This window comes from Colwellia sp. SU-HH01217 (genome assembly GCF_057543495.1).
The window spans coordinates 91790-108562 of sequence record NZ_BAAJLX010000010.1 but is presented as its reverse complement, the minus strand read 5'-3'; the positions used below and the strand labels follow the sequence as shown (position 1 = coordinate 108562).

Annotated in this window: 3 protein-coding genes; all 3 read right to left on the bottom strand. The window is 40.9% G+C overall.

All coding sequences use genetic code 11. The features are described from left to right. Positions 1 to 28: 28 nt before the first annotated feature. Genes AC27G3_RS12950 through AC27G3_RS12940 form a run of 3 tightly spaced genes read right to left on the bottom strand, consistent with a single transcriptional unit; the run spans position 29 to position 16748 of the window. Entirely contained in the window at positions 29 to 5884 is a 5856-nt protein-coding gene (locus AC27G3_RS12950) for a hotdog fold thioesterase (RefSeq protein ID WP_487122171.1), read from the bottom strand. A 29-nt stretch (positions 5885 to 5913) separates the two neighbouring features. After that, a complete protein-coding gene (locus AC27G3_RS12945) occupies positions 5914 to 8469 on the bottom strand; it encodes a PfaB family protein (protein ID WP_487122169.1) in 2556 nt (851 codons plus the stop codon). After that, entirely contained in the window at positions 8469 to 16748 is an 8280-nt protein-coding gene (locus tag AC27G3_RS12940; RefSeq protein ID WP_487122221.1) for an SDR family NAD(P)-dependent oxidoreductase, read from the bottom strand. The genes AC27G3_RS12945 and AC27G3_RS12940 overlap by 1 nt, the downstream gene beginning before the upstream one ends. Positions 16749 to 16773: the final 25 nt, after the last annotated feature.

Here is a 16773-nt window from a genome sequence, read left to right as displayed (position 1 = left end):
AAACACTACCGGCATGACGATAGCGGTGTTAAGCCTCAACGAGACTTAGCACGATATCTTTTACTTCGTATATTCTCAGACCATCTTTTGATAAGTTAGCATCACCGATTAAACGCACTTCACCGTCTTCTTTTATAATGTCGGTGATATGAACATCTAACGACATTTGTTTATTTAATGGCGTGATTTGTCCACGATATTTCCACTTAACTAATGAAGTTGGTGCGATAAATCTTGGATTAGTAAACTGAGCACCTAAATCATTTTTAAGGGCGTAAGTTTGCATTAACTCGATTATTGCTTCCACACCTAATGAGCCTGGCATAACTGGATCTTGATGGAAGTGGTAACGGAAAAACCAGTCAGTTGCATCTATAGTGCGCTCGCCATGTACATAAGCGATACCGGCTTTACCACCACCTTCAACAATAGAAACAGTGTCAATAAAGTTCATTTGACCTCCTGCTAATTTGTAATGAGGTTTATTGCTAGGTGCTTGATAAAACGCGAGTGATTTATTAGTTAAATCGATCACTTCAATGTTTGATTTTGGCGTATTATTATCTTCAAACCATGGGTGAGTAATTCGACCGTTATCTATGCCTAATTGGTTAGTTAACGCATCAGCGCCAAAATAACCAAATACCGCTGTACCTTTATAAAATAAGTCATTTTCGCCACCTGTTTCACTTTTAACGTATAACTCAAAAGTGAAACTTTGTACGATCATGCCGCCTGCCATGGTAGTGCTTAATAAAGCAGACTTATTGACAATGGTTTTACCACGTAAATCAACTTGTTTAATTAAATCGCCACTGCCGTCTAGATTACGGAAGAACAAATCTTTTTCAGGGTACTTAAGCGTGGTGCCCATGTAGCCAGAAATAAAACCGTTTGGTTGCAGGGCTATTTCCATAATCAGTGAATAAGGCATCCAATTTTCATGACTGTTTTTAGTAAAATACCATGCATCTTCTGGAACGACGTATTCGGCAATACAGCTTGATGGGTTTTTAAGATCTAAACGCTCACCTTTAACTTCAATCACTCGGGTAACAACCTGTAAATCACCACAAGGAGTGCGCGGAGGAATACGACCTTGGTAAACGTCAAAGTCAGGGCCAAAGCATTTTGAAATATCACCGGTGGCAAATTCAAACATGTGCCAAGGCGTAAATGGTGCTTGATTAGGCACACGATTTTGCCCTGCAACCATTGGCGCTTCAAAATGTTGTATCGGCGTTACGCCTTTTTCTTTTGGCGCGGTAAGATCTGACATCACCTTCATCAACGGGCGCTCTGGGTGTTTAAAAGGTTCAACACCGCGTTCATCTAATAAATGATTAGCCTTTGGCTGCGTGTTCAATTCAACATTACTAGGTAAAGTAACTGGGTAAGGAGAATGTTCATCTTGTTCGGTGATCATCACACACAGGTTTTGAAAATCGACCACGACTTTACCGTCAAGAATAATATCAATATTCGCTTTTAAATAAGGCTGCGGCAGCATGCCCATGTCAGTCACTTCCATGCGATAAGTCAGGGTATTATGCTGAGGCAATACTTGTCCACGACAGCGCACGGTTTGCGATTCACCTGGCATAGGTTGAAAACGCGCATTATTAACATTACTGTGCATACCAAGGGATAACATAAAGAACATCGCCATTTGACCACAACCTTCGCTCATTAAAGAGCCAGCCATAACTTGGTCGCCTTTAAAGTGACAAGGAAAATACCAGTGATTAGGATCTAAATCTTTTTGCCCTTCTAATAAGCCCAAACCCCAATGACCGCCTGATGCGTCAACTTTGGTAATGCGTTCAATCATTAAGAACTTTTCAGAAGAAAATTTTAATGACGGATTACGACCTTTTTGATCATACTGTTCGCCAAAACAGCCAGCGACATCACCATTGACTAGTTTCATCATATCGGCATAATCGTATTGATCGCGCGTGCGTTGCATTAATGGTGTAAATGAAGTTTTTTTCGCATTAGCAAGCTGTGCTTTATCTTTATCGTTTAGGATAACGCCTTTACCATCAGCCAATTCTTCATCAGTAAAAAAGCCAGCACAGCCATTGCGCATAATCAGCACTTTTTTATCACCAACATAACAATCGTAATGGAAGAAAAATAACAACTGCTCGCCATTTTTCGCATAACTGTCGATATGAATTTCATAACGAAGCGTTTCACCGCCAAACGCCATTTCTTCTAGGAAGGTTAATTCACAATCAAGTAAGCGATAAACGCGCTCGCCTTTGGCTTGAAAATCAATACCAATGTAAGAGATTAACAATAAATCACACTGACCAGACTCTACGGACACCGACCAAGGTATTTGACCATCAATTAAAAACGGCGCATCAACAGGAATATCGTACTCTGTACACATATACGACTTTTTATATTCGTTAACTGTTGCTTCTAGTTCGGTTACGCGCGATACCAATAAATAATCGGTTGTTGGCAAGCGAACACGTCGTGAATAACTGTCGATAATGCGATATTCCTCACCAAATACATTACCAATATCCCCTTCGGCAAATTCCACTAAGTCGGCGGTATCCCAAATAATATTTTCAGGTTGATTAAAGCGTTCTGCTAATTGAAGTGGTGGATAGTTATAACCTTTAGGCCCTTTAATGGTAAAGCCAGATTCTTTCGCCCATTGTTCATTTGATGCAACGATTGAAAGCTCAGGCTCTTTTGTAACTTTCACCGCTTTTTCAGGCTCAACCTGTTGGGTCGGCGCTCGATAAACAGCTTGTCCAGCACTGGCATTAACTTGCATTTCAATTAACTGTGAAATTTGTTGCTGAGCTGTTTGACGCGTAGTTAAAAATGCTTGATGAGTTGCTGACGCTTGATAGATTTCTTTACTCGTTTGGGTGCTAACATCAGTGCTAGTTGTTGCACTAGATACGCCTTTTACAAGACCTTGTTGGTTGTTTTTCACTTGTGCTCCAATAACAGCGGTTGTGTTCGATAAAGGCACATTGTGCTGTGCAACTGCTTTAGGTTGTATATTTTTCAAGGTAATAGGGTGACTAACCTCAACGAGTGTTTGACTCGAAAACGCTTTTTTGATGTCAGTTAATTCTGCTATTTGACCTTTTTGGATAATTAAATCAGTAATTGAATTTCCGCCTAAATTGATGGTTTTGATCAATTGAGGGCGTTTTTTAACAATTGGCGCAGCGGCGGTTTGATGTCTTTGTTGACTTGACGATAAAATTAAATGAGCACAGCTTTCATCTCTACCTAATCCGTTAATCGCGACATAACTAGGCTTTGCGTTACTTTTAGCATCAAGCATTAATGCTGCTTTAACAATACTCGCCACACCTGAGGCATTAAATAAATGACCTACATTACTCTTTACTGAGCTGATTGGTTTACCTGAATAAAGCGCTGGAAGTGCTTGTTGTTCAGCAGCATTTTCGTGTAAAAAACCACTACCATGAGCTTCTACGCAAGTAATACTTTCGGCATTAACACCTGCAATTGCTAAGGCATTATTCGCAGCTTTTTTTATGGCACTAGCTGTTGCATTAGAGGTTACATGTTGATCAGTGCCGCTAGCGAAGCTTATACCATTAATCGTGGCGTAAACCTGCTGTTCTTCAACCTTTGATTGCGGTTTTACCACAAAAGCAGCAGCGCCTTCACCAACACGCCAAGTATTTTCATCAAGTAGACTAGAGGCTGGTGATGCATCAATATTTACCTTACCGTAATGCTGACGAAGGGTAATATTTTCTACCGAACCGGCTAAATCAACCGCAGCAATAATTACTGCATCTATGTCTGAGGTTTGAAATAAGTTTTCTGCTAGTTCAACACAGCGGTATACAGAATTTTCTTCTGCAGAAAGCGTAATTGCAGGACCCGAAAAATCCCATAAGGCAGAAATACGCGATGCCATAATATTTCCAATAAAACTAGTGTATTGATTAAGCTGCGCCGCAAAGGCAACACTGTCTTTGGCAATATTGGTTAATGTTTGACGTTGTTCTTGCGTTAATTTTACGCCCTGTTGCAATAAGCTTTCTTCAATCTGTGTACTTAAATTTACTCGTCCACGGTATTGATGAAGCTCTAATTCAATGCCCATCGCTACTAATACCGCCACATTACTGCCTTCTTTTAGGCCAGCATCTTTTGCTGCGTTATCAGCGACTTTCATCATCATTAATTGTTGTGGAATTAAACAATCTTGCTCATTGGGTGGCACTTTAAAGCGTAAAAAATCGATATCAAAACTTTCAACATAACTGCCTTTTGGTGCCTTGTTTAATGCTAAGGCGTTCATTACTTTGGTATTGTTTTCTATTCCTCGCCAACGCAGTTTAGGTAGCTCTGTAAAGGTATTCTCATTTTGGTTAAATAACTGCTGAACACTGGCTAAATTATCTGCACGACCAAAATGTGCGTCCATGCCAATAATAGCTAACGGCTCACGGGCTTTGGCTGTTGAAAAATCAGTCTCTAATTTTTGGCTTGGCGCTTGTAAAACCAAATGCGCATTTGATCCACCAAAACCAAAAACACTCACCCCTGCAGTTTTAGGTTTATTTAAGTTTGATGACGGCCAATCGACGGTATCTGTGAGCATTTGCTCAGCACCCAAATAGTCTTGTTTCGATACAATAGGATCGTTTAAATTAATGGTGGCTGGTATTTTTCCTTCGTTTAGCGACCAAATTGCTTTTGTCATGCCCGGCATACCTGCAGCTGTTAGCAGATGGCCTAAATTAGATTTTACCGAGCCAAGTAAAGGCTTATTATTGTAACGACTAAAAAAGGTTTCCATTGAACCAAGTTCTACTTTGTCACCTTTTGGTGTTCCTGTAGCGTGGCACTCAATGTAATCAACATCACGAGGATCTACATCAGCATCAGCATAAGCGCGTTCATAAACCAATACTTGCCCTTTAGTATTCGGACTTAAAACAAACTCTCCTTTACCATCGTTTGACAATGCACCACCTTTAATAATGGCGTGAATTTTATCACCATCGCGCACTGCGTCACTATGACGTTTAAGCACCATCATGCCTGCGCCTTCACCAGCAAATAAGCCTTGTGAATTTTTATCAAAGGGCGCATGGATATTGTTTTCTGGGTAGGCTTGGAAAATAGAGAAGCCCATATTAACAAACATAGGATCTGAACCAGAAACTGCACCCGCCAACATAATATCGGCTTTACCAGTATGTAAATAATCACAAGCAAGCTTTACTGAATAACAACTAGAGGCACATGCGGCATCAAGGGCAAAATGCGCGCCACCTAAACCTGCAGCTTTTGCCAATAATGCCGCTGGATAACCAGCCACAAGTGCGTTATCAGCATGAATATCTGTTGACGCTATATCAGCATTTGAAAAGTTACTGAGTTGAAAGTCTTCATGGAGCAATTCTTTTAACGCCTCATCAACCACCTGATGATACAAAGGCATAAATAAATGATTAGAAGATTTTGTAGGAAAGGATAAGTTACCTAAAATTACACCACAATTATCAAGCTTATCACTGCCCCAATATCCTGCATCGGTTAATGCTTGCTCGGTAACGTACAAAGCCCATTGGTTTAAATCATCTAATTGATTAAAGTAGTCAGCCGTTAATCCGTTTTGTTGTTGAACAAAACTGCTCGCATCAAATTTAAAATCTCGGATATAACCACCGTGCACACAATAAAACTTATCTGTGTCACCTTTTTTGCCTTTATATTTGGCAGGTTCAACACCCATCTGTTCAATGGTCGCTTGACTACGGCAATCTTGTTTCTTTAGTAATTGTTGCCAAAATTCTTCTGGAGCACTTGAGCCCGGGAATAAATTAGCAATACCTACTACAGCAATATTTTCCATACTTTCCTCGAAAGAGCGTGTCTGTTCTTTTAATTTTTACTGACAACAATAGAGCCATTAAATAGCGTATCTATGTCGAGTTTCACGCCATGGCTAATTAATTTTGCCAGAGCTCTTAAATAAGTTAATTCGTCACTAGTGCCTTTTGCATTAACAGGGACAGCAATGTTAGACGTTATGTTTGTCTCTGGATTAAACGATAATATTTTATCAACCCAACTGCATAATGAGCGCCCTGGCCCCATTTCAATAAATACACGTGCACCTTTATCATGCATTGTGTTAACTAACCGAGGAAAATCCACGCGTTCACATAAACATTTGGCCACGCTGTGGGCAATGGCTTTACTTAATTGTGGTATCGGTAAGTAACAAGAGCTTGAGTACATTTTTGTTGCTAAGCGCGCAGTAACGTCCATAGTGTAAAGTTCAACCATGTTGTCGTATTCTATTTTTGCAGGTGCGCTATGAATGGCATTTGCCATATTCAACGGCATGGCGCGCACACCCAGTTTTTTAATCACGCGTAAACAATCTTCTGGATAACCAGCTAATAATAAACTGTCAGGAGTATTAATAATGGTGCAATAAACGCGTGTTTCCCCTTCAGTAGCTGTTAACACTTCATCAAGCGTAGCTTTAATCGTGTAAGTTTCCCAAATCAATTCATCTGGATTATTTTGATCTGTTTCATCTAGTCCCCAATGTTCGCGCAAAGTGGCTAACTCACCACATAAGCGATGATTAAAGGTGTCTGAATTCGCGAGTCGTGCACTCATTAAACCCGGTTCTTGCCATGCACCAAGTGCTGCATACATACTTACTTCACCCATGCTATAACCTGTGGCGAAATCAGCTTTTACTTTAAATACATTTTCAAATACTTTTGTAAATACACAGGCAAAACCAACGCCTGCCTCTGCAATATCGGCCAAACTGCCACGCAAGTTTAAATCGAGCTGTTTTAAAGTTTTAAAATCAGGTCGAATAATGGTACGCGGATTAAGTAACCTGTCTTTTAAACTGGCGCCAATATCATCGGCAAGATCGGCGACATCGTGATAAATCTCGGGAAATAAATGAAATAAATCACGGCCCAAACCAACATAAGTTGCACCAATGCCCGGATATAAAAAAGAGACATTTTGATCATTAATCACTTTAGTACTCTGCACATCATTACAAGAAAGATCATTCACTGGCACAGGCGTAAAGTAACTACCTTTAGGTGTACGCCATTCTGTTTGACTTTCAAAAGCGGTTTCAACACCTTGTTTCGCTAATTGAATTTCTTTTAACAATTCATCTTTGGACTCGCATAACAATGTGACCGTGTACGCACTTTTATTTACGTTAAAATCGTTATAGCAAGTTAACCCGATGTCTTTTATCGATTGATTGTTTTGCTCAAGCGAGTCGAGTTTTAATAGTAAACTTTTGCAAGAATCGCCAGTGACTAAAATCATGGTGAGATCGCTACAGGCAATAAAACCATTACGGCGAATAGCATTATGAGCTTGGTTATCTTTCTCGCTATGTTCTTCAAGAATAAGGTGGCAATAATCATTGTTCGCCGCCAAACAACTATACGCAGCTAAATGTGCCTTTCCGCTAGGATTAGGATACCAAGGGCGAGACTCTGTCGGGAAATAGAAACTAGAATTTTGCCAATCTGAAAGCCTATTTTCACTTGGTTGCTGCCAACTACTTATCGCAGGAATATAACGTTGTTGCAAAGCAATAATAGTGCGTAGTAATCCTAATACTTGAGAAAAACCTTCACCTTCGCCTGTTACGCTGCGAGCACAGCTTATTGCCGTATTTAATAATTCGGGGCAATTTTTACTGTTATTAGCATTTGCATCAGCAGAGAAATTATAGCTTTTGATCAAACTCGACGATTCTAAAATAGCACTTTCATTGCAGGCCAATGATGATACTTCTAACAGCTCAATATCACTGCCATTTACCTTAGCGCAGTCAAAAGCAGTACTTGTTGCATGCTCTATAGTGCGGCTATCAAAACTGCCACTACCTAGACCATAACCTTTTAACCAAGCGTAAACATAGCAGTTGCTGTTAGAAGCAACCTCAGCATTGGCAAATAACAACGCCGCTACGCCACTACAATGTTGATAACCATTAAAGCTATGATCAAAGCTTATAGTGTTATTAATTGCTAAATCATTATCTTGTACAAGTTCAACAAGAGGTAAGTTAGCGCCAACTAAGGCCACAATGCCGTTATTATTCAATATTTCATCAAGTTGCGAGAGCGCCTCTGCAACAGAGTTAACCTGTATTGAATGCTCAACCTCTGAATAGTTTTCGCTGTGTTCCGGCAAAACAATAATAGTGCTAATATCACCAAGAGCTATTTTATTCGCTTTCGCCATACGATCAACTGCCTGCTGGCAAAGTGTAACAGTACAAACATCGTCATCCTGCTCAATGGATGTTGCTTTTGGCTCAGCCCCTAAATAAAGAGCACGTTCAACGCGATCAATAGTCGTTTGCGCCCCATTTTGATTGATAAAATGAGCATCTAAACCAATAATAGCACTATGATAATGTCCGTTAGGCATTAAGCAATCGCTCCATTTTTATCGGTTTCTTTATTGGCTTTTACTTTTTTAGGTAAAAACATATCGTTAAGATTGGCACTGGCAGTAACTTTGGCCGAAGTTAACTCACTTAATAATTGATGGGTTTCGCTAATAAATTGAATATCAGCCGTTAACGAGCCACGCTGTTTACCTTTGCCTGCACTTTTAACTACGTTAAGTTGTAGATAAAAACGCTCGCCGACAGCAACTTCTCGGTACACCGTCCAACTTGCTGTGCTAGACGGTAAACTGCCTAAGCCTAATTGCTTTTTCACCCAAACGAGCATGGCTTGATAAGCAAGATCATTGGCAAAAATGTTACTGGTATTTAAAGGGAATTCACCTTGCTTTGCACTCGCCGTTTCTGGCACTTGGCAAGCTAATAAAAGCCCTTGTTCGTTACATTCGATAACGTCGGTGATGCCTTGCAAACTTGGCCCATGAAATAGCGTTCCGTTGGTATATAGCTGTTTAGCGTCTTCAGTTATTTGGTTATCTGTTTGAGCACTTGTATGAGTTGAATTAAACTCAACATTAGCTATTGGTATAGCACTAGCTTTACCCACTAAAGTTAGTTGAGCGCCGTAATGAAATACCGGTTTGCCTGCAGCATTTGTGCTTGAGATTTTTGTATCGACAACTAAATAATCACCCATGTCAGTTGCCGCCATATCAATGTGATATTCAGCAGCTTCATCGCCATCAAAGATGATACCTTTAAATAATTTGTAATCAGTAAGAGACTGATAGGTAAATCCTTCAAAAGCGGATTGTGCCGCATCTTTCATCCATGCAATCGCGCACACCGTCGGGAATACTTGGTCTTCGCCAATCGTGTGATCTGTTAAAAATGCATTGTTAGCCGCTTGTAGTGCTTTTGTCACACTAACCTTTAAGCGACTAACTTGTGGCTTTTTTACCGAGTTTGCTCCTGACTGATCTTTGTTCTGGTCATTGCTCTGATCTTTAGACAAGTCATTACCAACAAGAATTTGAGCACAACGGTTATTATCCGCAGCAAGTTCGCTCACTAGTAATTTGGCGCCAGCATCGAGAGGAATAATGTAAACCCCGCGATCATTAAACATGCGTTTAAGCTCAGGCGTTACCATACCGCCATCCCAAGGACCCCAATTAAAACTCAATACTTGGGTATTTGGGTTTAACGCTTTAAAGCGATAAGCGCTTTTATTTAAAATGTCGTTAGCAATGGAATAATCAGACTGACCAGGATTACCGTAAAAGCCCGCAGCAGAAGAGAATAAAACTAAGTGTTTAAGGTTTTCATGTTTTGTTGCCGCTAACAACGACACTAAGCCATCAATTTTTGTCCGATAAACCGCATCAAACTCCGCTAAAGTTTTTTGCTCAATAAATTTATCAGCCAGTACACCTGCACCATGAATAACACCGGTTATTTGACCAAGCGTTTTTGTTAATGGTGTTACTACTGCGCTAACACTTTCGCTGTTCGTTACATCCGCCGCAGCGTAATGAGCTTCACCACCAGCCACTTTAATAGCATTTATTGTTTGTGCAATTTCTCGATTTGCTAAAACAGGACGAACAAACTGAGTTACTTTCACTGGTGTTGGTTTTTCGCCTGAAGCGATAAGTGCTTGCATGGCGGCTTTTTTCAAAGCCCCTTCATCACTAATCCCATGTGCCCAAGTTGGCTCGTTGGCATCAAATGAAGAACGGCCAAGAAGAATAAATTTCGCTTGATATTGTTTGGCTATTTCAATCACACAATGTGCTGTTACGCCTTTCGCGCCACCACTGACTAAAAATACCGATTGGTTATCAATAGTATTGCCTGCATTAAGCGAATAACTGTCGGTGGCAATACCTGTTAGGGTTAAGCGTGTGCCAATATCATGACTTAAGTTATCGGTATCGTGAGCAACTTCGACTGTTGTAGTGTCAATATCAAGTAGTTCATCGTTAATAATCGTTGCTGCTTTATCTGCGGCTAGTTTTGCAGATAAATCTACAACGCGACAGAAAACGTTGCTACTGCCAGCATTCCACTCGTGAGCAATGGTTTTAACTAAACCTGCTAACCCTGCTTGTACTAAATCGGCTTTGCTATCAGCTTTAACCAGTTGCGAGCCTTCATTTGCCGCGAAACCTAAAGCGCCACCTTGACGAGTAACCACCATAAACGCAGAACGCGCCTTAGTTTTTGCGATATCGTTCGCTTTAACGTTACAAAATTTGGCTAAAACAAAGGCTAACATTAACCCTTGTTTTGACACTTCTGGGTACTCAATAGCATTAACAGTTTGCTTTGCATGTAGATAGATAACACTATCAAGCTGGTCGTTCGTGTCGATAATTTGCTTAATGTGCGCTTCATCAAGTGTTTTATCATTGCTACCAATTTCAATCACTTTTACCGCTTTAGTAAAGGCTTTCTTCGAACTGGCAACAACCCAGTTAGGCTTTAACGCGGTGACATTCCAACCAGCTTTAAGCAGCTTGGTACTTAGCGCCACTGCAGCCCCACTGCCGTCATCAACAATTAACGCATTAGCAGCGTTAACCTCTGCACTTACTTTATTAACCGATGATAACGCTGTTAATTCAACGGTTGCACTTGGCGCGCCTTGAAAGATAGTCGCTTGATGCTCTTTTTCTATCACAGGAGTCACTGACTTTGCACCTGGTGGATTGGGATCGGTGGGCGACACTTGGCTTTGCATGTAACTTACAATTTCACCTAACGTACGTAACTCGGCTAAATCTTCTGGATTTAGGTCGGGTAAGTCAGGAATAGTTTCTTGCACTGCTCCAAGAATTTCAACACGTTTAATTGAGTCAATGCCTAAGTCTGCTTCCATATCCATAGCAAGTTCTAACATCTCACTTGGATAGCCAGTTTTTTCAGCAACTACGCTCATCATCACCGATTGAATATAGTCTAGGTCGATGGCTGAGGTACTTTCAACAACAGCTAATGGCGATACTGAAACTTTGCTTTGCATGTGAGCAACAATTTCGCCCAAAGTGCGTAGCTCAGCTAAATCTTCAGGATTTAAGTCAGGTAAATCTGGAATGGTTTCTTGTACTGCCCCTAGAATTTCAACACGTTTAATAGAGTCAATGCCTAAATCTGCTTCCATGTCCATTTCAAGCTCTAGCATTTCGGTTGGGTAGCCCGTTTTATCGGCAACCACGCTCATCATCACCGATTGAATATGATCTAAGTCGATTACCACACTTGCTGCGGCTGCGGATTCAGCAGTTATTGCAACCGCGGCCTCTGTAACTGTTGTATTAGCAACTGCTGCGTTTGAAGTTGCTGGTTGTACTTTGCTTTGCATGTAAGCAACAATTTCGCCCAAAGTGCGCAGCTCAGCTAAATCTTCAGGATTTAAATCAGGTAAATCTGGAATGGTTTCTTGTACTGCCCCTAGAATTTCAACACGTTTAATGGAGTCGATGCCTAAATCTGCTTCCATGTCCATTTCAAGCTCTAGCATTTCGGTTGGGTAGCCCGTTTTATCGGCAACCACGCTCATCATCACCGATTGAATATGATCTAAGTCGATTGACACACTTGCTGTGGCTGCTGATTCAGCAGTTATTGCTACCGCGGCCTCAGTAACTGTTGCATTAGTAACTGTTGCATTAGTAACTGTTGCATTAGTAACTGTTGCATTAGTAACTGCTGCGTTTGAAGTTGCTGGTTGTACTTTGCTTTGCATGTAAGCAACAATTTCGCCCAAAGTGCGCAGCTCAGCTAAGTCTTCAGGGTTTAAATCAGGTAAATCTGGAATGGTTTCTTGTACTGAACCTAGAATTTCGACACGTTTAATGGAGTCGATACCTAAATCAGCTTCCATGTCCATTTCAAGCTCTAGCATTTCTGTTGGGTAGCCCGTTTTATCGGCAACCACGTTCATCATCACCGATTGAATATGATCTAAGTCGATTACCACACTTGCTGCGGCTGCTGATTCAGCAGTAATTGCTACAGCGGCCTCAGTAACTGTTGCATTAGCGACTGATGTATTAGCAACTGCTGCGTTTGAAGCTGCTGGTTGTACTTTGCTTTGCATGTAAGCAACAATTTCGCCCAAAGTGCGTAGCTCAGCTAAGTCTTCAGGGTTTAAATCAGGTAAATCTGGAATGGTTTCTTGTACTGAACCTAGAATTTCAACACGTTTAATGGAGTCGATACCTAAATCAGCTTCCATGTCCATTTCAAGCTCTAGCATTTCGGTTGGGTAGCCCGTTTTATCGGCAACCACGCTCATCATCACCGATTGAATATGACTAAGATCAACGGCTGCATTTTCTAACACGGTGTTTTCAACTAAATGCAGTGAAGGTGAGCTTTCACCCACTGGTAAGCTTGCACCAGCTTTAGATTGCATGTAATCAACGATTTCGCCCAATGTTCGAAGCTCTGCTAAATCTTCAGGGTTAAGCTCTGGTAAATCACTTATTAGCTCCTGCACCGACCCCAAGATTTCAACACGCTTAATCGAGTCAATCCCTAAGTCTGCTTCCATATCCATATCCAGAGCTAACATTTCGGTGGGGTAACCCGTTTTTTCTGCTACAACGTCCATCATTACCGTTTGAATTTTATCTAAATTCGTCGAAGGTTCAGGCGCTGAAACTGCAACAACTGTTTCAGCTACAGGTGCGATTGCCGCGGCAGTCGCGATGGTTTGAGTGGGCGCTTGACTGACAGGCACTGCTTGAGGAGCTGTTTTGGGTGCTGCAACAGGCGAACTTATCGGTGCTGGTGTTACAGGTTTAGCAGTAACTGAGTTAGGCGTAACTGGTGTCGAAACCTTTTGTTGCTGGCTCACTACATCATCAACTTTGCCACCTTGAAGCATCGCAGCCATATTTTCTGTTTGGTTATTTAGGTATTGCTCATGAACACGCAGGGTTTCTGATTGAAAATCATGATACATACCTAACGTACGATCAACACTTTCTGGTAGCTCGCCGGCCTCTTGCGTTGTTAATACTTTATCAAATGTAGATGCGTAATCTTTAGGACCTTGCATATATTGTTCGTGTACATTAAGCAGCTGTTGTTGATGTTCAACAAATTGGCTAACGCTACGCTCAATGCTTGAAACTAAGTCATTATTTGAGTGTTCACTAGATTTAGCATGAGTACCATTTTCAGCCAAACTTCCATCAGCATTAACATATACTAGTTTTTCTACTTCAACAATTCGCTCTACTTCAACGATTTTCTCTACCACTTTAACTTGTGGCTCAGGTACAGCAATCGGTGCGCTATGTGCTTGTTTGATTGTTCTACCGTCGGTTAGTGCATCAGCAAATGCTTTTTTAGTTTTAGGACTCACATAAGATGCCCCTGTTAATTTCATTGCTAACGGTGACATTTTCGGTGCAACTAAAGGACGTTTTACCGCTGAATAGGGATCAATATTATCTAATTCCAATCCTAAAACCGCCATTTGTACAGCGGCTTGACGCATTTGTATATCGGCTGATTTTTTCGGATTAGCATTTACAGCAATAGCTTGAACATCATCTTTATCTTTTAAAATGTTTTCAACAAGCTTGGTAAGCACATTTTTGGGACCAAATTCAACAAAAATGCGACCGCCATCAGCATAAATATTGTCAATTTCTTCATTAAAATGAACTGACTCTAAAATATGATTTTTCAGGCGTTTTTTGATATCCGCCGCTTTATTTGAATGGGCTTTTGCCGTGCCATTAGAGTAAACCGGAATAGCAGGCTTATTAAACTTAGCGTTATCTATAGCTGCAGCAAAAGGTTTTTGAGCATGCCCTACTAATGGTGTGTGAAAAGCTGCTGAAACAGGTAACGGAACAACCTTATAACCTTTGGCCTTTAAATGCTCAATAGCAATAGTAATTTGGTTAGTAACACCTGCAACAACTACTTGATTATTTGAATTATAATTAGCGATTGAAATATCTTTAATGTGGTTAATATCTTCAGCCACTTTTTTCGGTTCACCGACAACAGCAATCATAGTGCCGGCATCAAAATCGCTTTCTTGATTATCAGGTGCAGCCATTGCTTGCCCGCGACTACGAGCTAACATCATGTAATCATCATCGTTTAATACCCCAGCCGCCCAAAGCGCTGTTAACTCACCAAAGCTGTGTCCGGCAGTAAAGTCAGCTTTAAAACCGGCATTGGTAAAGGTGTTATATAAACCAACACTTAAAGTACCAATAGCGGGTTGCGCGTGCTGGGTTAATCGCAACGCTTCTTCTTGTGCTTTACGGGCATCATCATTAAAAACGGGAATGGGGTAAGTTGTAGGCGTTAATTGCCCTAAACCTGCAGCTGAAAACTCTGAATCCATGGCTTGTGCAGCATGCATTACGCTTGGGAAATTACACGCTAGTTCGCGCCCCATATTGACATACTGTGAGCCTTGCCCCGAAAATAAAGCAACAACTTTACCTTTAGCAGCCAAACCACTTTTGCGGTAATAAACTCCTGTTGGAATAGACCATTCTTCACTACCAACTTTGTTTGAAAATTGATTAAGGGCCGATTCAATCATTTTAATTGCTTCATCAGCATTTTTAGCAACAAAACCACAGCGCGCTAAATTGCTTGGGGGTGTTTGTAGCGTATGAGATGTTACTAATGCATTAAAAACAAATGCTTGATTATCACTATTAACACTTAATTTAGTTTTCCACTCTGTTAATGTATTAACTAAGCGTTGTTCATTTTCCGCGGTAATTAACACAGTTTGTGGCACGGCATTTAATCGATACTGCCCTGTTGCCGTTGGACGATATTCTTCAAGTACCATGTGGTAGTTTGTGCCACCAAAACCAAATGAGCTAATACCTGCACGGCGAGGTAATCCATCTTCGCGCGCCATCCAAGGACGCGTTTCGTTGTTTAAATAAAGTGGGCTGTTTTCTATATCTAGCGCAGCGTTGGGTTGATCAATATGTAATGTTGCCGGTAAAACCTTATGATGAAGGGCTAAAACTGCTTTGATCATACCTGCAGCGCCTGCTGCAGCTTTTGTGTGTCCTATTTGAGACTTTACCGAGCCTAAAGCAATATGCTGTTTTTGATCGTTATCGTTTGAGAAATGCTTCATCAAACCACTAAACTCTGCCGCATCGCCTGCTTTTGTACCAGTACCATGTGCTTCAATTAAACCACAGCTTTTTGGTTCAAAGCCTGCATCATCGTAGGCACGCTTTAACGCTTTGGCTTGTCCGTCTGGACGAGGTGCGTAAATTGATTTAAAGCGACCATCGGAAGAAGTACCAATGCCTTTAAGTACCGCATACACTTTATCGCCATCACGCTCTGCATCTTCAAGGCGTTTAAAGGCCATCATGCCGATACCTTCACCTATCATCATGCCTTTTGAATCGTTATCAAAAGGACGAATATCTTCATTGGTGGTAAAAGCTGGTGTTTTTGAAAATGACATGTACATAAACGGGGAATTATCACAACACACCCCACCAGAAATCATCACCTCTGAGCGATACTCTAACAAGTCTGAAATCGCCAATTTTATTGCAGCCAATGAACCAGCACATGCTGCATCAACTACACAGTTTGTACCGCCAAAATCAAAGCGATTAGCAATTCGTCCAGCAATAACATTACCTAACATGCCTGGAAAAGAATTTTCTTCCCAACCTATGTAGGCTTTTTGAAACTTTTCAATAATCATAGCCCGATCTTCAGCTTCTACACCTGAAGCTTTTAATACTTTTTCAAGCACAGGACCTTGCAAGCGGGAAGTTAGTGGCGAAATTTGCTTTTGGCCACCGCCAACACCTAAGGTTATACCGACTTTATCGCGATCATAGCTTGACTCGTCTCCAATACCCGCATCGTTGAGGACTTCTCTAGCTACCACTAACGATAACAACTGAGCAATATCGGTTAATTCTAAAATATTAGGTGGTAGGCCAAATTCCATTGGATCAAAATCTATTTCTGGTAAGAAGCCACCGCGTTTACAGTAGGTTTTATCAGCAACTTTAGGGTCACTGTTGTAGTAATCATCTACCGCCCAGCGATCACTCGGAACTTCTTTAATGGCATCAACCGACTCGAAAATATTATCCCAATAGTCTTCTAAATTTTTGGCATCAGCAAAAATTGAAGCCATACCAACAATAGCAATCGGGCATTCTTGTAATCGTGAGTTAAGCTCATGTTCATCGTTAGCTGTTATCTCATCTTGCTGATTGGCACTATTTTTGTTGATTGGTTTTTGCTTTTTAGTCATAGTTTTGTTAACCATTAAAGTATTC